General features: G+C 71.3%; 22 protein-coding genes. 7 read left to right on the forward strand and 15 right to left on the reverse strand.

Translation table 11 applies throughout. The features are described from left to right. Positions 1 to 34: 34 nt before the first annotated feature. The 3 genes from DMB42_RS38370 to DMB42_RS38385 all read left to right on the forward strand — a co-directional run bounded on the left by DMB42_RS38370 (position 35) and on the right by DMB42_RS38385 (position 2,355). Positions 35 to 403: a metalloregulator ArsR/SmtB family transcription factor gene (locus tag DMB42_RS38370; protein WP_125643523.1), complete on the forward strand. Its 369-nt coding sequence runs from the start codon at positions 35 to 37 to the stop codon at positions 401 to 403. A 402-nt stretch (positions 404 to 805) separates the two neighbouring features. Continuing rightward, positions 806 to 1,213 (forward strand): YciI family protein, encoded by a 408-nt coding sequence (locus DMB42_RS38380; RefSeq protein ID WP_125643525.1) that lies wholly within the window; start codon positions 806 to 808, stop codon positions 1,211 to 1,213. Then, the gene (locus DMB42_RS38385; RefSeq protein ID WP_125643527.1) at positions 1,210 to 2,355 is read left to right on the forward strand and encodes an RNA polymerase sigma factor; all 1,146 of its coding nucleotides are present in this window, start codon (positions 1,210 to 1,212) and stop codon (positions 2,353 to 2,355) included. The genes DMB42_RS38380 and DMB42_RS38385 overlap by 4 nt, the downstream gene beginning before the upstream one ends. An 11-nt stretch (positions 2,356 to 2,366) precedes the next feature. Here the strand turns inward: DMB42_RS38385 and DMB42_RS38390 are convergent, their stop codons facing one another. The 5 genes from DMB42_RS38390 to DMB42_RS38410 are packed head-to-tail and all read right to left on the reverse strand — an operon-like array spanning position 2,367 to position 6,313. Beyond that, positions 2,367 to 3,593: a hypothetical protein gene (locus tag DMB42_RS38390; RefSeq protein ID WP_125643529.1), complete on the reverse strand. Its 1,227-nt coding sequence runs from the start codon at positions 3,591 to 3,593 to the stop codon at positions 2,367 to 2,369. Further along, positions 3,590 to 4,255, reverse strand: a complete 666-nt coding sequence (locus DMB42_RS38395) for an ABC transporter ATP-binding protein (protein ID WP_125643531.1) — start codon at positions 4,253 to 4,255, stop codon at positions 3,590 to 3,592. The genes DMB42_RS38390 and DMB42_RS38395 overlap by 4 nt, the downstream gene beginning before the upstream one ends. After that, positions 4,248 to 4,754: a PadR family transcriptional regulator gene (locus tag DMB42_RS38400; RefSeq protein WP_125643533.1), complete on the reverse strand. Its 507-nt coding sequence runs from the start codon at positions 4,752 to 4,754 to the stop codon at positions 4,248 to 4,250. The genes DMB42_RS38395 and DMB42_RS38400 overlap by 8 nt, the downstream gene beginning before the upstream one ends. Before the next feature lie 54 nt (positions 4,755 to 4,808). After that, entirely contained in the window at positions 4,809 to 5,597 is a 789-nt protein-coding gene (locus DMB42_RS38405) for an SDR family NAD(P)-dependent oxidoreductase (RefSeq protein ID WP_125643535.1), read from the reverse strand. A 50-nt stretch (positions 5,598 to 5,647) separates the two neighbouring features. Then, positions 5,648 to 6,313, reverse strand: coding sequence for an FMN-dependent NADH-azoreductase (locus DMB42_RS38410; RefSeq protein ID WP_125643537.1), 666 nt, complete (start codon positions 6,311 to 6,313; stop codon positions 5,648 to 5,650). A gap of 95 nt (positions 6,314 to 6,408) precedes the next feature. On the opposite strand from DMB42_RS38410, the gene DMB42_RS38415 reads away from it, so the two are divergent. Beyond that, positions 6,409 to 6,942, forward strand: coding sequence for a MarR family winged helix-turn-helix transcriptional regulator (locus DMB42_RS38415; RefSeq protein ID WP_125643539.1), 534 nt, complete (start codon positions 6,409 to 6,411; stop codon positions 6,940 to 6,942). Between the two features lie 112 nt (positions 6,943 to 7,054). On the opposite strand, the gene DMB42_RS38420 is transcribed toward DMB42_RS38415, so the two are convergent. The 6 genes from DMB42_RS38420 to DMB42_RS38445 all read right to left on the reverse strand — a co-directional run bounded on the left by DMB42_RS38420 (position 7,055) and on the right by DMB42_RS38445 (position 12,009). Further along, complete coding sequence (locus DMB42_RS38420) at positions 7,055 to 7,717, reverse strand: DUF4097 family beta strand repeat-containing protein (RefSeq protein ID WP_125643541.1); 663 nt, start codon at positions 7,715 to 7,717, stop codon at positions 7,055 to 7,057. Positions 7,718 to 7,878: 161 nt separating this feature from the next. Beyond that, positions 7,879 to 9,270 carry a S9 family peptidase gene (locus DMB42_RS38425; RefSeq protein WP_125643542.1) on the reverse strand — a complete coding sequence of 464 codons (1,392 nt, stop codon included), beginning with the start codon at positions 9,268 to 9,270 and terminating at the stop codon, positions 7,879 to 7,881. A gap of 121 nt (positions 9,271 to 9,391) precedes the next feature. Continuing rightward, entirely contained in the window at positions 9,392 to 9,952 is a 561-nt protein-coding gene (locus DMB42_RS38430) for a helix-turn-helix domain-containing protein (protein WP_185845081.1), read from the reverse strand. 99 nt (positions 9,953 to 10,051) lie between these two features. Next, on the reverse strand, positions 10,052 to 10,396 hold the full coding sequence (locus DMB42_RS38435; RefSeq protein ID WP_125643546.1) for a hypothetical protein: 345 nt from the start codon (positions 10,394 to 10,396) through the stop codon (positions 10,052 to 10,054). Positions 10,397 to 10,462: 66 nt separating this feature from the next. Further along, positions 10,463 to 11,035, reverse strand: coding sequence for a DUF6232 family protein (locus DMB42_RS38440; protein WP_125643548.1), 573 nt, complete (start codon positions 11,033 to 11,035; stop codon positions 10,463 to 10,465). Between the two features lie 374 nt (positions 11,036 to 11,409). Next, positions 11,410 to 12,009 (reverse strand): GNAT family N-acetyltransferase, encoded by a 600-nt coding sequence (locus DMB42_RS38445; protein WP_312024787.1) that lies wholly within the window; start codon positions 12,007 to 12,009, stop codon positions 11,410 to 11,412. Between DMB42_RS38445 and DMB42_RS38450 the strand changes: the two genes are divergently transcribed. Beyond that, entirely contained in the window at positions 12,008 to 12,883 is an 876-nt protein-coding gene (locus DMB42_RS38450) for a metalloregulator ArsR/SmtB family transcription factor (protein WP_260478186.1), read from the forward strand. The genes DMB42_RS38445 and DMB42_RS38450 overlap by 2 nt on opposite strands. A 115-nt stretch (positions 12,884 to 12,998) precedes the next feature. Here the strand turns inward: DMB42_RS38450 and DMB42_RS38455 are convergent, their stop codons facing one another. Further along, positions 12,999 to 14,471: a S41 family peptidase gene (locus tag DMB42_RS38455; protein WP_221762531.1), complete on the reverse strand. Its 1,473-nt coding sequence runs from the start codon at positions 14,469 to 14,471 to the stop codon at positions 12,999 to 13,001. A gap of 167 nt (positions 14,472 to 14,638) precedes the next feature. On the opposite strand from DMB42_RS38455, the gene DMB42_RS38460 reads away from it, so the two are divergent. After that, the gene (locus tag DMB42_RS38460; protein ID WP_125643552.1) at positions 14,639 to 15,877 is read left to right on the forward strand and encodes a sensor histidine kinase; all 1,239 of its coding nucleotides are present in this window, start codon (positions 14,639 to 14,641) and stop codon (positions 15,875 to 15,877) included. After that, positions 15,874 to 16,557, forward strand: coding sequence for a response regulator transcription factor (locus DMB42_RS38465; protein ID WP_125643554.1), 684 nt, complete (start codon positions 15,874 to 15,876; stop codon positions 16,555 to 16,557). Before DMB42_RS38460 ends, DMB42_RS38465 begins: the two co-directional genes overlap by 4 nt. A 58-nt stretch (positions 16,558 to 16,615) precedes the next feature. On the opposite strand, the gene DMB42_RS38470 is transcribed toward DMB42_RS38465, so the two are convergent. The 3 genes from DMB42_RS38470 to DMB42_RS38480 all read right to left on the reverse strand — a co-directional run bounded on the left by DMB42_RS38470 (position 16,616) and on the right by DMB42_RS38480 (position 19,620). Beyond that, positions 16,616 to 17,686, reverse strand: a complete 1,071-nt coding sequence (locus DMB42_RS38470) for a serine hydrolase (protein ID WP_260478187.1) — start codon at positions 17,684 to 17,686, stop codon at positions 16,616 to 16,618. 99 nt (positions 17,687 to 17,785) lie between these two features. Continuing rightward, positions 17,786 to 18,448 carry a response regulator transcription factor gene (locus DMB42_RS38475; RefSeq protein ID WP_125643558.1) on the reverse strand — a complete coding sequence of 221 codons (663 nt, stop codon included), beginning with the start codon at positions 18,446 to 18,448 and terminating at the stop codon, positions 17,786 to 17,788. After that, on the reverse strand, positions 18,445 to 19,620 hold the full coding sequence (locus DMB42_RS38480; RefSeq protein WP_125643559.1) for a histidine kinase: 1,176 nt from the start codon (positions 19,618 to 19,620) through the stop codon (positions 18,445 to 18,447). The genes DMB42_RS38475 and DMB42_RS38480 overlap by 4 nt, the downstream gene beginning before the upstream one ends. Positions 19,621 to 19,679 lie beyond the last annotated feature (59 nt).

Raw genomic sequence — 19,679 nt, forward strand, 5'->3', positions numbered from 1 at the left:
ATTTAGACAAGCTTCTAATCAGTAGGAGGTCGTCATGACAGGTCAGTGCTGCGCGCCGATCGCCCGCGAACCGCTCACCGAAGAGGCCGCCGCCGAGCTCGCCACCCTGCTCAAGGCCGTGGCCGACCCCGTACGGCTGCGCCTGCTGTCGATGATCGGCTCCCACGCGGGCGGCGAGGCGTGCGTGTGCGACCTGACCGACACCTTCGACCTGACCGCCCCCACCATCTCCCATCACCTGAAGGTGCTGCGGACCGCCGGGCTCATCGACGGCGAGCGCCGCGGCACCTGGGTCTACTACCGGATCATCCCGGAGACGGTGGCCAAGCTGGGCGCCCTGTTCACCCCGCCGGCCGAGCCCGCACCCGCCGGTCCGGTCGACGTAGAACTCATCACCGTTTGACCGTACGTCCCGCGCCATCACGGCATCGGCGACCTCCAGAACTGTGTCGAGAACGTGGTGCCGGCTCCGTCCCGGGTACGACGAGCCGCGCGTACGCGGCGGCGTCGTGCGCACGCCGAAGAACGCCCCGTAGCTCCAGGCGTTGCGCGAGAACCCGATGGTCGCCCTGACGATCGACACCGAGACGCGGCATGGTCCGGATCGTGGTGACCCCGACCTGGGCGAAGCTGATCGACTTCGAGACGACCCTGCCGAGCCCTGTCGAGGAACTGCTCCGGCGGCGCCCCTGCCGCGGAAAATTCTGCCGAAGAAATGTCGTGGCGGGATGTCGAGATCCCGCGGCTGGTTCCGTCCCCGGTATGAACACGGCCAGACTGGGCCGTAGCGCAGAAGGAGAATCTGATGGCCAAGTACCTGCTGCTCAAGCACTATCGGGGCGCGCCGGCATCGGTGAACGACGTGCCGATGGACCAGTGGACGCCGGAGGAGGTCTCGGCGCACATCCAGTACATGCGCGACTTCGCCGCCCGGCTGGAGGAGACCGGCGAGTTCGTCGACAGCCAGGCGCTCCTCCCGGAGGGCACGTTCGTCCGCTACGACGGCGAGGGACGGCCGCCGGTCACCGACGGCCCGTTCGCCGAGACCAAGGACCTGATCGCCGGCTGGATGGTGATCGACGTCGAGACCCGCGAGCGGGCGCTCGAACTGGCCGGCGAGTTGTCCGCGGCCCCGGGCGCGGGTGGGAAGCCGATTCACGAATGGCTTGAGGTGCGCCCGTTCATGGCGGAGCATTCCGCGGTGATCGAGTGAACGAGTCGTTGCTGCGGGAGCTGGTCCCCGCGGTGATCGGCGTCCTCGTCCGCCGCGGGGCCGACTTCGCGGCGGCCGAGGACGCCGTGCAGGACGCCCTGGTCGAGGCCGTACGGGTGTGGCCGGACGGCCCGCCGCAGGACCCCAAGGGCTGGCTGGTCACCGTGGGCTGGCGCAAGTTCCTCGACGCCGCCCGCGCCGCGGCCCCCCGCCGGCACCGCGAGGTACGCGTCGAGGCCGAGCCCGCGCCCGTCCCGGGCGAGGCGGTGGACGACACGCTGCGGCTCTACTTCCTGTGCGCGCACCCGTCCCTGACGCCGGCCTCGGCCGTCGCGCTCACGCTGCGCGCGGTCGGCGGCCTGACCACGCGCCAGATCGCGCGGGCGTACCTCGTGCCGGAGGCGACGATGGCCCAGCGCATCAGCCGGGCCAAACGCACCATCTCCGGCGTACGGTTCAACCAGCACGGTGACGTCGCCACCGTGCTGCGCGTGCTCTACCTGGTCTTCAACGAGGGCTACTCCGGCGACGTCGACCTGGCCGACGAGGCGATCCGGCTCACCCGCCAGCTCGCGGCCAGGACCGGCCATGAGGAGGTCGCGGGCCTGCTCGCGCTCATGCTGCTCCACCACGCGCGGCGTCCGGCGCGGACCGCGCCCGACGGGAGGCTCGTGCCTCTCGCCGAGCAGGACCGCGGCCTGTGGAACACCCGCCTGATCGTCGAGGGCGTCGACGTGCTCCAGGCGGCCCTCGCCCGCGACCGGCTGGGCGAGTTCCAGGCCCAGGCCGCCATCGCCGCGCTCCACGCCGACGCCCAGGCGGCCGAGGAGACCGACTGGGTGCAGATCGTCGAGTGGTACGACGAGCTCGTGCGCCTCACCGGCAGTCCGGTGGCCCGTCTCAACCGGGCCGTCGCCGTCGGCGAGGCCGACGGCCCGCGGGCCGGTCTGGCCGCCCTGGCCGAGCTCGACCCGGCCCTGCCTCGCCACTCCGCCGTTGCGGCGTACCTGCACGAACGCGACGGCGACCCGGACACGGCGGCCCGTCTCTACGCCGAAGCCGCCCGTTCGGCGCCCAGTCTCCCCGAACGCGACCACCTCACCCGGCAGGCCGCACGGCTCAACGCCCGCCTACGCGACTGAACGTACGGTGATCAGGCCCTTGCCCGGAGGCGCAGCGCGCCGCGCAGCAGCGGCCGGGCCGCCAGGGCGACGAGCACCGCGGCGAGCACCCCGACCCCGGCCATGACGACGGCCCTGGCCCCCGCCCAGCCGAGCCACTGCACCTGGTAGATGTCCAGGAGGGTCAGGACCACCACCGCGACTCCCGACACGGCCGCCACCACGCACACCGGCAGCGCGGCGATGACCGCCTGCCGTACGAGCACCCCTCCCAAGGACCGCTCCGGCACGCCGGCGGCGGCCAGCGCCGCGAACGAACGGCGCAGGTCGATCAGCTCCTCCGCCTGGTGCACCACCAGGGCGACCGCCGCGGTCACCAGGGCCACCAGGAGCGCGACGTCGACCAGCATGTGGGCGTGGGAGTAGGCGACGGGCGCCTGCTGGGCCCCGGCTCCCGCGCCGAAGAACACCGTCAGGCTCACCACGGACAACGCCCTGGCCCACGCCCTCGGGTCCGCCTCGACCAGCCGCGCCGCCAGCAGCGACTCCGCGGACAGGGCCCGCCGCCCGGCCCGGCGCGCGGACGCCCCGATCAGCCAGGTCGTGGCCAGGGTCAGCCCGAACAGCATCATGACCAGCCCGGCCGTCATGGCCACCACGGACCCGTACGGACCGAGCAAGGGGAAGCCGCCCTTCAGCGAAGCTCCGAGGACGAACAGGCCGACGCCCGCCGCGAGGAGGAGCAGGTCCTGCACGCGCGGCCCCCGCACGCGCGCCCGGCGGGTCACTCCCAACGGCGAGACGACGACGTGCCGCCCGGCGCGCGCCCCCGACAGAACCCCGCCGTACGTCACCAACGCCACGACCACCGGCACCTGCGGCAGCGGCCCGGAGAGATGGGTGAGCACGTAGAGCACGCCGCCGGCCAGCGACCCGCCCGACGTCAGCAGACCGCCCTCCAGGGCGCCCAGCCGCCGTACGTCGTGCGGCGTCGCGCCCGCCAGCCGCAGGGCGGCGAGCCGTCGATCCCTCGTGGCCGAGGCCAGCCGGTTGGCCTGGTGGACCAGGGCGGCGACCGGCACGGCCAGCAGGGCCAGGCCGAGCCCCGTCAGCGAGCCGCCCTCGTCCTCGAAGTCGGCCAGGCTGACGGCCGTGCAGACCAGGAACGTCGCCACCGCCGCGCCCGTCCCGACCAGCCAGGCGCGTACGCGCTCGGCCCGCGAACGCCCCCTGTTCAACATCAGCAGTACGGCGATCACCGTTCCACCCCTGCCAGCACCGCTCCGTCACGCAGGGCGATCTCCCGGTCGGCGTAGGCGGCCACCCGGTTGTCGTGGGTGACCAGGACGACGGCGACGCGGGCGGCACGGGCCGCGCCGAGCAGCGCGCTCATCACCTGCTCGCCGCCGAGCGTGTCCAGCGCTCCGGTGGGCTCGTCGGCGAAGACCACGCGCGGGCCGGTCACCAGCGCCCGCGCGACGGCCACCCGCTGCCGCTGTCCTCCGGACAACTCGTCGGTACGCCGGTCGGCGCAGCCGGACACCTCCAGCCGGGCCAGCCACTCCGCCGCGGCGGTCATCGACTCCTGCCGGCCGTGCCGGTTGAACAGCAGCGGCAGCGCGACGTTCTCCGCCGCGGTCAGCTCGGGCACCAGCTCGCCGAACTGGAACACGACACCGAAGCTCTCGCGCCGCAGCCTGGTCAGCTCCTCCTCGGGCAGCGTGTCGATGCGCCTGCCGTCCAGGACGACCTCGCCGGCCTCCGGCCGGACGACCCCGGCCAGGCAGTGCAGCAACGTCGACTTGCCCGAGCCGCTCGGCCCCGTGACGGCGACGATCTCGCCCTCCGCGATCTCCAGGGAGACGCCGGCCAGCGCCCTGGTCGGGCCGAACGACTTGCCCAGGCCCCTGGCCTCAAGCATGGTTGTCCTCCTTCATCCGCTCGAGGGCGGTTTCGATCCAGCGCAGGTCGGCGTCGAGGTGCTGGAGCGCGTAGTCGGCCGCCAGCACCTGGGCGGGCGCGCCGGACGCCTTCTCGGCGGTCAGCTCCCGCATGCGGGCCAGGTGCGCCTCGCGTTGCCGTACGAGGTAGCCGTCGGCGGCCTTCCCCGCGACGGCGACCCGGGCGAACAGGGCACTGGCGACGTACGGCGCCGACGGCTCGACGGTGTTCAGCCACCGTTCCAGCTCCGCCCGGCCGTCGTCGGTGATCGCGTACAGGGTTCGCTCGGGGCCGCCCTCCTGCTGGGTCTCGGCCACCTCCGCGAAACCGTCGCGTTCCAGGCGTTGCAGGGTGGCGTAGACCTGCCCGTACGCCAGCGGCTTGGCGCCGGCGAGACGGTGGTCGTGCTCCTTCTTGAGCTCATAGCCGTGTTTCGGGCGCTCGACGAGGAAGCCAAGCAGCACATGACCGGTTGACATGATCACGACTATACATTCAATGAATAGTCGCGACAACGGCGCTTCTCCGGGGGGCTATCCGCCGATGTGTGGCGCGCGGGCGGCGGCGGAGCCGTCCCTGATCACCTCGCCGGTGAGGTTGCCGTTGGCTCCCGAGCCCAGGAAGACGATCAGGTTGGCCACGTCGTCCGAGGTGGAGAGCCGGTGCGTGGGAGTGGCGGCGGCGAGCGCGTCGGGGACGAACGCGGGGATGCCGGGGCGGCTGTCGGTGAGCGTGAAGCCCGGCGCCACGACGTTGACGAGGATCCCGTCCCGGCCGCCGTTCCAGGCCAGGCTGCGGGCGAGTCCGTACAGACCGGACTTGGCGGTGCCGTACGGCCCCGGCCCGGGCAGGCCCTCCTCGGCGACGCTCGACGAGATCAGCACGATCCGGCCCCAGCCCTTGGCACGCATGCCGGGCAGCACGGCCCGGACCGTCGCCGCCGTCCCGATCAGATTGGCGCCGATCATGGCCTCCCATTCCGGCAGGGACACGTCCTCGAACCGCACACTGGGGTCGGGCGGCCCGTCGCCGCCCCAGCGCACGGCGTTCGCGACCAGGACCTCGATGCCGCCCCAGCGCTCGACGACGGTCGCGACAGCGTGCTCGACGGTGGACAGGTCCTCAAGGTCGAGCCGGACGAGGTGCGCCTGCCCACCGGCGGCTTCGACGTCGGCGGCCACCTTCTCGGCCCTGTCGGGACGGTCGCGGTAGGTGATCGCCACACGGGCGCCTTCGCGGCCGTAGGCGCGGGCGGTCGCGGCGCCGATGCCGGACGACGCGCCGGTGACCAGGACCACGCGGCCGCTGAGCTCGGTGTTCATGATGTGGTTGCCCTTCTTGTGTCTGCTGTTGCCAGGTCGGGAGGTCGTGGTCAGGACGGCGTCTCGGCACGCACCCGGGTCGCCAGGGCGCGCACCGCGTCGAGCGCCGCCGCCTGGGACACCTCGTGCTGCTCGCGGAATCGCGCGAGGAACGGCATGACCGTGGCGTGGGTGAGTTCGGTGTGGACGAAGGTCACGTCGTCGAGCCCGAGCACGGAGAAGTAGGCGCGCAGGTAGGGCTCGTGGAAGTCGTACTGCTCGCGGGGGGTGCCGGGCCCGTAGGCGCCGCCGCGCGCGCTCAGCACCACGGCCGTCTTCCCCTTGAGCGGCAGCCAGGGCAGCGTCACCCGGTCGATCCACGCCTTGAACGCGGCGGGCACCGTGAAGTTGTACATCGGCACGCCCAGCAGCAGGACGTCGGCCGCGAGGAGCTGCTCCACCAGCGGACGGGTGATCGCCCAGCTCCCGGCCAGCCCGGGGGCGCCGGCGACCATCCGGTCCATGGCCTCGATGTCGCGCACCCCGTGGACGGACGACTGTGTGGCGAGGTGTACCCGGTCCTCGTCGACGGGCGGCACCGGGTCTGCCACCAGGTCACGGTAGGTGTGGACGCCGTCCGGATGGGCGGCCCGCCAGTCGGCCAGGAAGGCCGCGCCGAGTCTTCGGGAGAAGGAGTTGGTACGTCCGCTTGCGTCCAGGTGCAGAAGATGCGTCAACAGATTGCCTCACGTTCAAGATGGTCTGGAATCGCAATCAATATAGACCAAGATAGTTGTAAATCAAGAACATCTCGGGTTGGTATCATGCTGCCATGGCCCACGTCCCCGCCACCGAAGGTTCGCCAGGCAGCCGGTTGCACCACGATCTGCACTGGTTGTTCGCCCGGCTGAAGCAGGGACTGGCCACGGCCGAGACCGCGGCGGTGCGCGAGCACGGTCTGAGCCTGTGGGGCTACACGGTGCTGACGGCCGTGGTCGAAGCCCCCGCCCGGACCCAGCTCGCCCTGGCCCAGGCCGTGTCGGTCGACAAGAGCAAGCTGGTCCTCATCCTCGACGAGCTGGAGGACGCCGGGCTGGTGCTGCGCCGTCCCGATCCCGCCGATCGCCGCGCCCGCATCATCGAGGTCACCCCCGAAGGCAGCCGCGTACTCACGGCCGCCCGTACCGATGTCGAGACGATCGAGGACCGGCTTCTGGACGATCTCGAACCGTCGGCGCAGGCCACGCTGCGGAGCGCCCTGCGCCACCTCGTCGGCGAGCCCGTCTCACGGGTCGAGGACGGACGTCCGGCCGAGACCGCCTGCCCGCCCCCGGACCTCGCCGACGGCTCGGCCCCTCCGCGGTGATCCGCCGCCATGCCGCCGGGCCTGGCCGCAAAGCGGGAGGCCCGCCACAGCGTTTCCGCTGGTGACGGGCCTCTTTCCGGTAGTGCGGCAGGTGTGGTGCCGCAGCTCGCGTTCACAGGCTGCGGGCGGTGATGTCGCCGCTGGAGGTGGTGGCGCGGATGTCGAGGTCGGCGTTGCCGTCGTTCTTGAGGGCGTTGCTGACGCGGCCGTAGCTGGTGCCGGCGTCCATGGCCGCCGAGACCCCGGCGGCGGCGGTGATCGAGATGTCGCCGGACTGGGTGGCGAGCACGACCTTGCCGCCCGCGGCCTCGGCGACCCGGATGTCACCCCGTGCGGTGCTGATCTCCGCGGGGCCGCCCAGCCGCCCGACCTCGACGTCGCCGTCGACCGCGGTGAGGCGCAGGCTCGCCACCTCCTCGATCTTGATCTGGCTGTACGCGCCCTCGAAGGCGACCTCACCCAGACGGCCGGCGGTCAGCAGCTCGGCGCCGACCGCCTTGGCCTCGACGCCGGAACCGGCGGGCAGGTTGACCGTCACCTCGACGGCCCCGGACGGGCCGAGGTACTGGTTCTTCTCCGGGGTCGTGATCCGGAGGACACCGTCGGCGTACTCGACCGTGGTCTGCTCCGCCGCCTTCACGTCACGGCTCCTCGAGGCGTTCGCGGGCCGGACCTCGACCGTGGTGTCGGCCCGGTCGGCGGCGACGAACCGGACGCGTCCCGCGGGGACGTCCAGGACGGTGCGGATGGCGGCGGGGGTGTCGAACGTCTGCATGATGCTCTCCTGTGGACTCATGTTCGGCGGGCCCGGTTCGCGACCCGGAGGCCGCATCGCCGAACCCTTCATGCGTCTACCTTCGCCGACCACCCTGATACCGGACCGTCGCCGTCCTGACACCGCCACTGACACCCATCAGGACGCGACCGGCCACTCGGCTAGACGGTGAGCAGGCCCCAATAGGCCGCCCACGGGACGAAGAGCACTCCGGCGATCAGGAGAAGGGGGAAACGCATCCCGCCGACGCCTGGTTCGCGGCGGCGGAGCACAAGGATCACGCCTGCCACCAGGACGGCCACCGTCAGGGCTTGAAGGAGCAACCAGAGCGGAGGACGGCCCAGGAAGGCGCTGCCCACGTCGGTGGCACCTGTCGCGACGATCCAGAACAGGTACGCCGACGTGCCGAGTACGCTCACCAGGCCGCCGAGAGCTGCCAGGACGGCCAGCCGGCGGACGGTCCTCGGGGCGCGGCGGAGTTTGTTCGGGAAGAGCCCGGTGACGAGGAACCCGGCGAAGGCCAGCAGCAACAACATCGTCAAGGTGACGTGCAGGGCCGGTGCTTCGTACCAGGCCGGGGGGCGTACGGGCTCGGTCGGGAGGGTCTGGGCGGGGGGTTCGTCGGACGTGGGCGGGCTCTGGTCGGCGAGGGTGGCGATCCAGCGGGTGACCGTGTCCAGGTACGCGGGAGCGAAGGCGGTCTCGGGCTGGTCGAAGCCGGTGGTCGAGCTCCGCATGTTGTGGTCGGCTCCGCGGACCACGCTTAGTTTGTAATGGTTGTTCCCGCCTCGGGTCAGTGCCTCCCGGAACAGGCGCATGCTCTCGCCGGGCGGCGTGGACCTGTCGTACTCGGCGAACAGGGCCAGCAGCGGTTGGCGTACCTTCTCCAGGGCGGCCACGGGGGTGTTGCCGACGTCGCCGAACAGGCCGGCGGCCACCAGCATCCTGCTGACGTTCACCCCGATCGGCGCCTGTAGTGATGGTTTCACCCCGGCGTGGGTCAGGTAGGTGCGGTTGCTCCACAACTGGGTACGGTCGGCGGTCAGCGCGGTGGCGCCGGCGACGACCACGAAATCCACCGCGCCGGAGCGGGACGCGGCCAGCGGCGCCACCCAGCCGCCCTCGCTGTGCCCCCACACGCCCACCTTGCGGGGTTGCACGTCGGCGCGTGTGCGCAGGAGCCGTACCCCCGCGACGGCGTCGTCGGCGAGGTCGGCGAAGGAGCTCGTCGCCCGGGAGTAGTCGGCGCGCTTGTCGTAGATCAGCACCGCGGTCCCGGCGCGGGCGAACGCCTCGGCCTCGGCCCGGTACGAGTCGCGGCTCCGGGCCCCGGCCCCCGCGATCAGCACCAGCCCCGGCCATCGTCTCCCGGTGTCGGCCGGGGTGATCACCGTGCCCTGGAGGGTGACAGGGCCGTTCTTGAAGGTGACGTCAGTGGTCACGAGGTCGTCCGACGCCGCCATGGCGGGCGCCGGGATCGACAGGGAGGACAGTACGAGGAACACGGCCGCGAGCCGGCGGCGTAACCTGCCGTGTTTGCATTCGGGCAGCACGAAGTGCTCTCCTTTGCGTGGAGGTCGGACACATCAAGGCATCGCCCATCGGGCGAGGTGTTGCGGCTTTCGTTTCCTGGGTCGTCGAGTTGCAGCTCGACGACCCAGGGTCGTCTTCAGATCAGGCTTCCTCCTCGGGATCGGGGAAGGCGACGAATCGGGTGAGGACCGTACGGGCGCCGCGCGGGGTCTCGTCCGGGGCGCGCTGGTATCGCTTGAGCAGCGCGAGATAGTCCTCGAAGAAGTTCTCAAGTTCGCCGAGATCGAGCCGGATCGAACCGCGCGAGTACGGCACGGCGTCCGACCACACGCCCAGCCGTTCGCGCCGGGCCTGGAAGCGGGCGAACGTCTCCAGGTCCTCGGCCAGCCAGAGCTCGTTGAGCTTCTCGATCGCGGACCGCAGCTCGGGGCTCTGCCTGCTCAGCACGGGGAAGCGGAGGCTCTGGCGTGACAGTCTCCACCAGCGCTCGCGACCCTGCCCCCGGTCCGGCACCTCTTCGACGAGGCCGTGCTGGGCCAGGATGCGCAGGTTGTAGCTGGTGCCCCCGGTCGTGATGCCGAGGCGGTCGGCCAGGACGGTGGAGGTGGCCTCATCGATGATCTCCAGCTCACGGAGTATGCGCTGGCGTACGGGGTTGGCCAGGGCTTTCGCCGTTGCCAGGTCTGCGATGGGGTCTGTCACCCTTCCACGATAACTCATGCACGAGAAGTCGTGCATGAGTGGCGCACGAAAGTTCGGGCGGCGAGAGGTGGCGTTCGTTGATCGTCTGGACCGGCCGCGTCACATCCGGGCGACGAGGGCGACGATCAGGGCGGCCACCCCGTCCTTGACCACGGACAGCACGGCGTCCTTGGCGCCGCCCGCGATCGCCTGGCCGAGCGCCCTCAGACGGCCCGGCTCGGACTCGACCGCGGCGACGACGGCGCCGGGGTCGGTGACCGTGCCGTCCGATGCGACCGCGCCGTCGCGGCCGAGCTGGGCGATGAAGGCACGCAGCTCCGACACGGCGGCGTCCAGCTCCTGACGGGACACGCCCGCCGAGTTGTTGACCGTGAAGGTGTTGTGGTCGCCGGTCTGCTTGTACTGGTTTCCGCCGACCTTGTCACCGAACACATAGTCCGACACGTGACCGCCTCTCCGTGGCTCTCCGTTGAAGTGGCTATCTGTTGAAGTGGCTACCTGTTGAAGTGGCTACCTGTTGAAGGTCATCCTGTTGTCGCGTCCGCCCTGCTTGTACTGGTCGCCGCCCACCTTGTCGCCGGCGACCAGATCTCCGTGAACCTGGATGATCCGGTCCCCGCTCGGCGGATCCTCGATGGCCCCGACGATCTCGCCCTTGATCCGGTGGATCTCGTGGTTGTCGGTGCCGGACAGCGCGGTGTACTGCGTGCCGGCCGTCTCGATGACCAGCGCGTACCGCGTCCGCCTGACCAGCAGCCGGTAGAAGAGCACGAACAGCAGGTACGCCAGCCGGATCCCGCCCAGGATGAAGACCCCCATGGCGAACTGCCGCGCGGCCTCCTCGATGTCGAGGTCCGCGTCGAGATCGAGCCGCGGCAGCACCATCCGGGCGGCGACGACCACCGCCCCGACCAACAGCACGAGGACGGCGATCTGACGGAGGGGATAGAGCGTGGCGTACTTCCCGCTCCAGACCAGTCTCAGGGTCTGCACCCGGGAGATGTTCGCCAGCGGGTAGACCTCGTGCCCGATCCGTACCGTGCGCTTGCTGATGCGGATCTCGCCGATGTGTTCCTTGGCCATGCGCCTCCACCTCCAGGCTGCTGAACGCGAGGTTCGCCCGACTGCCGGCGACGCCCTCATGGTCGCGCCGACCGCGACGGCACACCTGAGTACCCCTGTACTCAAATGCCGTCGAACGGGCGACAACTGCGGGGTCGGCCCTGAAGAGGGCGAGGCGTTGCGGTGAACCCGTGAGGGTCAGCCGTGAGATCGACCGCGCGGATCGGCTTGGCGCCTACGCGATGGGTGTCGGCCGCAAATGGGCACTGCTGCGGCCTGGAGGGGCTCGACCGTGGCCCGCGCCCTCACCTCGCGCGGGGAGCACCCTCAGCCTTTGCCGGAGATCGACCTGGATTCCACCACGGGCCTGATCACGACGTTGACCAAGGCGTGGTTCAACGTCGGTGGCGGGTACATCGATGCGCTTCACGCGGTCGGCGGAGATCCACCAGAGTGTCGATGCTCGGCTGATCGGCCCCCCGTACGCTGAGCCCCCTCACGGGCCCGCGACGGGCACGCGCTCGGGCCGTGTGGTCACGTCCAGTACGGCGACCGTCTCGCCTTCGCTTTTCTCGCCCGTGAGCTGAAACCCGAGCTTCCGGTAGAAGCCTTCCGGACCGCCCGCTCCCGGGTTCCCACGTGACGTACATCCGCGTGCCGCCACGACGCCTGATCTCTCCGGCCACTGATTCGACGGCGAAGCGGCCGACGCCGCGTCCTTGTGCGTCGGGGGTGATGTTGAGGCGCCACAAGCCGGACCGGAAGTCGACTCCCCTGCCGTCCCAGTCGAGGTCGAGGAAGGCCATCACGAAACCGACCGGACCGTCGCCGTCGAGGATGATGCGTGGCCAGGCCACGTTCGGGTGGACGTACGCCTCGGCCAGCGATTTCACCACAGGCGAGACGAAGTGCTCCTGTTCGGGACCGACCTTCACCGCGATGGCCATCTCGATGTTGGCGGGTGTGACAGGCACCAGGCGGAGACTTTCGGTCATGCAAGGACCTTATGAGGTGGTCGCGTGCAGGATGATCGACACCCCCGTACGCCGGCTTGACAGGAGGGCGAAGGCGGGCATGGACGAGGTGTTCAAGGCACTGGCCGATCCGAGTCGGCGTGCGCTGCTCGACTCGCTCAACGCCCGCAACGGGCAGACGCTGCGCGAGCTGTGCGCCGGACTCGACATGGCCCGGCAGTCCGTCAGCAAGCACCTCGCGGTGCTGGAGGAGGCCGGGCTCGTCGCCACCGTACGGCGGGGCCGGGAGAAGCTCCACTACCTCAACGCCGCGCCCGTGCACGAGATCGCCCACCGATGGATCAGCCGCTACGACCGGGCCAGGGTCCAAACCCTGGCGGACCTGAAACTCGCCCTGGAGGAGAGCTCGATGGACGCCCCGACCTTCGTCTACGCCACCTACATCCGCACCACCCCGCAGAAGCTCTGGCAGGCGCTGACCGAGCCCGCCTTCACCCGCCGCTACTGGGCCACGGAGTTCGCCACGGACTGGTCCGTCGGCTCCCAGATGACCTGGGACAACCACGGCGTGCTGGTCAGCGACCCGGAGCAGGTCGTACTGGAGGCCGAGCCCTACAGCCGGCTCTCCTACACCTGGCACACCGTCACCCCGGAGCTCGCCAAGCGCTTCGGCTGGGACGAGGAGACGCTCGCCCGGCTGTCCGGCGAGCCCCGCTCGAAGGTCACCTTCACCATGGAGGAGGCTTCCGCGCAGGTCGTGAAGCTCACCGTCGTGCACGACGGCTTCGAGCCCGGATCGACCCTGGCCGCGATGGTCAGCCAGGGCTGGCCGAGCGTGGTGGCGAGCCTGAAGTCACTGCTGGAGACCGGCGAACCGCTGCCCGAGGACGTTTGACCTCTCCGATCAGCGGCTCGACGACGTCACGAGACGCCGCTCATCCCACGGTTCCGCGGGCGGACCGAGAGGCCGCTCCCTCGGGCCGTTCTCGGGCGCGGAGGTGGTTGCGCGACTACCGTCGGCGCTGGTCCGTCAGGTAGGAGACGGCCTTGGCGAAGGCGGCGTCGTGGTCACCGTTCAGTTCCTCGTCGCTGAGAACGCCGGGAACGGACAGGTGTGGCGGGATACCCGTCACGTCGTAGGAGGTGCTGTCCCGGGTGAGGAAACGTTCGTTGGGCAACGCGAAGCTCCACCCGTTCGGCAGCTTCCGCCACAGGAAGTCGGAGAAGGCGCCCTGGGTGTTCTCCCCGATCCGCTCAGGCCGAGGTGTCCGTCCCGTCATGGCCTGGGTGAACGTCTCGCCCGCGCTGATGGTCAGGCCGCTGGTGAGCAGGGCGACGGGGCCCGTGTACACCGGCCCGGTCGCCGGCCGTACGGGCACCGGCTGGGGCCGGGTGAACCTGGGCGGGTCGTCCGGGGTGTTGCGGGCCTGCTTGGCGTACGCAACGTACGGCCTGCCTGTGAGCCTGGAGGCGAGCCGCAGGCCGAGCCCGTCGTAGCCGCCCAGGTTGACCCGGAGGTCGAGGATGAGGCCGCGCAGCCGGTCGGGACCCGAGGTGCGGGACGCGGTGAAGATCTCGTCGAGTGCCCGGTCCAGCTCGGCCGCATTGGGTTCGAAGCCACCGTCGGCGTAGCCGTCGAACGCGCCCAGCCGCAGGTAGCCGAGCCCGTCGGGGAGGTCGGCGTACCCGATCACGCCTCGTCCCCACTGTTTCAGGGGTTGGTGGGTGGCGTTCGTCTCGATGAACTTCTGGACCCGTGCGTTGAAGGCCAGGTAGGCCGGTATTCCGTCGAGCTGCCTGGTGCCCGGCCGCAACGGCCTGGCGAACTGCCTGTCGCCCGCGAGGAGGGCGGTGTGCGCGTCGCCGAGTTCCTTGAGGATGTCGCGCAGCACGGCGAACAGCTCCTCGTCCCCGGTGTTCGAACTGACCTTGGGACGGTACCGGTCCCGTACGGCTCGCCAGTCGACGCCCTTGGCGGCGAAGAACGGGTAGTTCTCGGCGAAGGTCGTCCAGAAGACGTCGAACACCTTCACCGGATCATCGGACGTGGGCGTGGAACACGCCACGGGCAGGCCGGACAGCCTCCGCAGCTCGATGGCGCCGACGCTGCCCGAATACCGCAGCTGTGCCCGGCCCGGTCCCCGCGTCCGGACGCTGATCCGCCGGCCGCCGGCCGGCGCCGTGAAGGACGCCGAGTCGCGCGTCGCCGCCGTCCGTTTCGCCGAGAGCACTCCCGGCAGGCAGCTGGTCGCCGTCGTGTCGAAGGTGGTGAGCCGCCCCTGGCCGATGCCGAAGATCGTGCCGTAGCCGTCGGCCCGCCAGAACCCGTCCAGCGGTTGCCGTCCCGCGGAGGCGGCGCCGGCGGCCGGCGCCGCGACCGACGCGGCGATCCCCAGCGCGACCAGGACAGCGGCCAGCCTCCGTGACGTCCCTCCGCGCTCGATGTTCCGTTGATCGTTCGCAGGAGTCCTGTTGTCGTTCACGGGATCCGACGCTAGGCGGCGAGCCCGGCGGGGCACGTCACACCACGGAGCCATCCGGACCCGTCATACCTTCGAGCCATCCGGCCCTCGGGTCATACCCAGGTGGGAGGCCCGAGGTCGGCCGCGAGACGGAGCTCTTCGTGGAGGCCGGGGGCTACTGTGAGGGCATGTCGCGCGCCTTCGCTCCGGCCCCGGCCGGACCCGCAGCGCTGCCCGCGCTCCGGTTCGCGAGGTCACGGGCCGTCGCGTCCTGGGTGATCGCCTGCTTCATGTTCGCGATGAACGTGGGGATGCTCGCCACCGTCTATGACGCTCCGGTCGAGCTGACGGTCCCGCTCGCCGCGGCCTGCGCGGCTCCGGTGACGATATGCGGACGCCGGCCGTTGACCGCCTGGCTGATGATCTACGTCGGGATGCTGGTCACGCCGGCGCTGGTCTCGCCGCCGGTGGCGAACAACCCGTGGCCGTGGCTTCCGATGCCCGTGGTCGCCTACCTGATCGTGCTGTTCGCGCTGGCGCAGCACCGGCCGCGATGGACGCTGGCGGCCGTCTGGGCGCTGTCCCTCCTCGGCGCCCTGGTGGACGTGTCCCTGATGCCCACGTCGTCCACGAGCCCGGCGGTGGTGCTACAGCTGGTGGCGGCCGTCGTGCCGGTGCCGCTGATCGTCGGCGACAACCTGCGCTGGCGCCGCCTGGCCCAGGCGCGGGTCGCCGAGCAGGAGCAGATCAGCGCGGCCGAGCGGGCCCGGCGCGAGCTGCTGGAGGAACGGACCAGAATCGCCAGGGAGATGCACGACGTGGTGGCGCACCACATGTCGGTGATCGCCGTACAGGCGTCCAGTGCGGCGCGCAGGCTGGGCGGGGTGCCCGCCGAGGCCGAGCGGGAGTTCGACTCCATCGGTACGGCGGCCCGGCAGTCACTGGCCGAGATGCGGCGCCTGCTGGGTGTGCTGCGCAGCGACGACGCGACGCCTCGGCGTACCCCGCTGCCAGGGCTCGACCAGCTGGACGTGCTGATGGAGAGCGCCCGGCAGGCTGGAACCCCCGTCGAGCTGACAGTATCGGGCCTGCCCGCGTACCTGCCGCCGGGGACGGAACTGCCGGTCTACCGGATCGTGCAGGAGGCGCTCAGCAACGTGATCCGGCACACCACGGGCGCCGCCACGGCCGTGGCGGTCACCGGGAACGGGACCGGCCTGCGGGTCGTGGTGGAGAACGCGCCGCCCGCGGACGCGGGACGGGCGCTCGCCGAGCCCGCGGGCACCGGTCACGGGCTGGCCGGAATGCGGGAACGGGCCGCCCTGGTGGGCGGCGTTCTGCTGACCTTGCCGACGCCACGCGGCGGGTTCCGGGTAGAGCTGACGCTGCCCCTGGCGCAGGCCGAGCACGAGGAGGAGCCCGCGTGACGATCCGGGTGCTCATCGCCGACGACCACGCGATGGTCCGGGCGGGCTTCGGCGCCCTGCTGGCCGCCGAACGGGACATCGACGTCGTCGGTGACGCGGCCGACGGCGAGCGGGCGGTGGCCGAGACAAGGCGGCTGCGGCCCGACGTCGTCCTCATGGACGTCCGCATGCCCGGGATGGACGGCCTGCGGGCGGCCCGGCTGCTCCTGGCGCCGCCCGGCGGGGAGTACAGGCCGCGTGTGCTGATGCTCACCACCTTCGACCTGGACGACTACGTGTACGAGGCGCTGCGCGCGGGTGCCAGCGGATTCCTGCTGAAGGAGGCGTCGCCCGCAGACCTGGTCTCGGCGGTGCGGGTGGTGGCGGCCGGGGACGCCCTGCTCGCCCCTTCGGTGACCCGGCGCCTGATCGAGGAGATCGCCAGGTGCAGGCCCGCGCTGCCCGGCGCCGCACCCCGGGTGCAGTCGCTGACCCAGCGGGAGTCCGAGGTGCTCATCCATGTCGCCCGCGGCCTTTCCAACATCGAGATCGCCGCGGCCCTCGTCGTCGCCGAGCAGACCGTCAAGACGCACATCGGCCGCATCCTGGCCAAACTCGACCTGCGAGACCGCGCCCAGGCAATCATCTTCGCGTACGAGAGCGGCCTCGTCGTCCCCCGCTCCGACCTTCCCTCCCGGTGACCGTTCACCATCGGGCTTCGGCCGGGCCAGAGCGGACGTGACCGGTAGGCGGCCGGGGTCAGCCATCCACCATGGCCGGCTGTACCGGTGCGGAGATCGCCTGTCCGGCGCGGCGGTAGCACCAGACGCGACGGCCGAGCGCGACCGCCCCGAGTACGCAGCAGGTGAGGCAGAAGAGCGCCAGCAGCGGATTGCTCATCGGCGTCACCGGTGCCCCGATCCGTTCGGCGAGCAGGTCGGTCGAGAGCAGGCCGGGGTCGCCGACGCCGTTGGTGAGGACGAGGGCGGCCACACCGGTCTTGGGCGAGAAGACCATGTCCCCGGTCCACGTCGCCAGTGTCCCGCCGTGGCCGACCAGCGACGGCGGCGCGCCTGCCGTGACGGGACGGGCCTGCCAGCCGAGGGCGTGGTCACCGGCCTTCGGCTGTACGGTGTGCAACTCGGCCAGGGAGCCGGCGCTCAGCAGGCCCGCCCCGAGGGTTCCCTGGTTGAACCGCAACCACCGCACCATGTCGTCCAGGGTCGAGATCACCCCGCCGTTGCCGACGCACATCCCCGGCATGTCCGGCGCCGCGACGGCGACCCCGAGTACGACCTCGTACCCGGACGACAGGCCCTCGGCACGATCGGAACATCCCAGCGTCGAGCTGGTGCCGGTCATACCCAGCGGCGTGAACAACTCGGTGTGGAGGAAGTCGTCGAACGACTTCCCCGACATCACTTCGACGATCCTCGCCGCGATCGAGAAGTTGGTGTTGTGGTACTCGGCGCGGGTGCCCGGGGCGGCGGTCAGGGTCTTGTCGGCCAGCGCGGCCACGATCTCCCGCGCGGTGCGCAGAGGCGGGAACACGTACTCGTTGTTCGTGTCGTTCGACAGTCCCGAGGTGTGGCTGAGGATGTGGCGCACGGTGATCCCGGTGAAGCGCGGATCGGCCATCCTGAAGTCGGGCAGGAGCTTGACGACCGGGTCGTCCAGGGAGACGCGGCCGCGATCGACCAGCAACATGATCGCCGTGGCCGTCATCGACTTGCTCATCGACGCGATCCGGAACCGGGTCCGCGCCGTCACCGCGCCGCCGTCCCCGTCCCGGCCGCGGACGATCGTCTCGACCGACGACCCGTCGATCACGGCCGCCGCGACGCCGGGCGTGCCGTAGACGGAACGGTAGTCGTCGACCAGTTGTCCGCCGGTGGCAGGCGTGAGACGGCACCACCCGGCAGGATGGAATCAGCCGGGCAGGTCGTCGCGTCCCACGAGCCCGTTCTCGTACGCGTGGATCACCGCGTGCACGCGGTCGCGCAGGTTCAGTTTCTGCAGGATGGCCCGGACGTGCGACTTCACCGTGTTCTCGCTCAGCACCAGTTCCGCGCGGATCTCGCTGTTGGACCTGCCGCGGGCGAGCAGGCCGAAGATCTCGACCTCGCGCGGGGTGAGGCCGTCCAGGGCCGCCGTCCGCCGCACCGGCACCTGCCGTACGAGGTCGAGGATCGTCGCGGCCACCCCCGGGGCCAGCGCGGACGTCCCGGAGGCGACGTCGCAGACGGCCTGGGCCAGGGCGGCGGGCCGGACGTCCTTGGTCAGGTAGCCGCTCGCGCCGGCCCGGATGGCGGCGACGACCAGCTCGTCGTCGTCGAACGTCGTCAGCATGAGCACCCGGGTCGCCGGTGCGATCCTGACGATCTCCGCCGTGGCGGCGACCCCGTCCATGCGCGGCATGCGGATGTCCATCAGGACGACGTCGAGCCGGTGGCGCCGGACGACCTCGATCGCGTCGCTGCCGTTCGCGACGTCGTGGGTGACCTCGATGCGTTCGTCGGCCGACAACACCGTACGGAGCGAGGCCCGCAACAGCTCCTGATCGTCGACGAGCATGACGTGGATCCCGGTCATGCCCCCTCCTTCGTGGGGAGCCGCGCCCGCAGCACCCATCCGTCGTCCCCGTCGTCGATCGACAGGGTGCCGCCCGCGTTATGCACACGTTCCTCGATCCCCATCAAGCCTGTCCCCTGGCTGCCGCCGCCGCGCAGCTGCTTGCCGCCGTCGTCGCGTACCTCCACCACCACCTCGGACGGGCTCCAGCTCAGGCGGACGGTCACCTCGACCGGCGGTTCGAGGTGGCGCAGCGCGTTGGTGATGCCCTCCTGCACGGTCCGGACCGCCGCGACCTCGGCGCTCAGGCTCAGCGGCCGCCGCTCGCCCACCTCCGCGAACGTCACCGCGTGGAGCGGGCTCGCCGCCGAGGCCACGAGGCCGGGGAGGGCGTCGAGCGAGATCGGCACCTCCTCGGGCCGGGAGCCGGCGCGCGACGCCACGGTGGCCGGGCCCAAGGTGGCCAGCATCGCTCGCAGACCCTGGTGGGCGTCCCGGCCGGCCTCGGCGATGTCGCCGAGTTCGCGGCGGGTCGCCGGATCCGCCGTCGTCACCGCCGCGGCCTCGATGCGCGCGACCATGACGGTGACCGTGTGGGCGATCACGTCGTGCAGGTCGCGGCGGATGCCGGCCCGTTCGCCCGCGACCGCCGCGGCCAGGCGTTCGCTCTCGGCCCGCCGGTCGGCCGTGTGCCTGCGACGTACCAGCAGGGCCGCGAGCCACACGCCGCCGACCACGAGCATCAGCAGCCCGCCCTCGGCCAGGCGGGTCCAGCCGGTGCTGTCAGGGGGCTGCCGGGCCCACCCCACCAGCTCGGTGAGGACGATCCCGAGCACGGCGACGGCCAACGCGGCCACCGAGGACCTGACCGGGACCAGGCCGGTCAGCCGCCACAACATGAGGGGGAACCAGAGGGCCGAGGGCAACATGTTCGGCGACCAGCCCAGGAAGGGTGTCGTCACCAGGACGAGCATGGCCAGCGCGCCGATCGCGTACCCCGCCCACGGCCGTCGGCGGGCCACCACCGCGCCCACGTGGAGCAGGGCGGCGGCACCCGCGACGGCGATGATCTGCCACGACTCCGCGCCGAGGTACCGGGCGCCCGCCAGGATGATCAACGTCGGGAGGGCCAGGGCCACGTGCGTCACCACCGTCGTCGCCGGCCAGGTGCTCCGGCGCTGGGAGGCTGTCACGGTCGTCGCCTTCCGATGGGCTATGGGGTGGCTCGTGTTCGGGAGCCGGGCCCGGCTCG

The sequence above is a fragment of the Nonomuraea sp. WAC 01424 genome (assembly GCF_003947315.1).
Classification (GTDB): domain Bacteria; phylum Actinomycetota; class Actinomycetes; order Streptosporangiales; family Streptosporangiaceae; genus Nonomuraea; species Nonomuraea spiralis.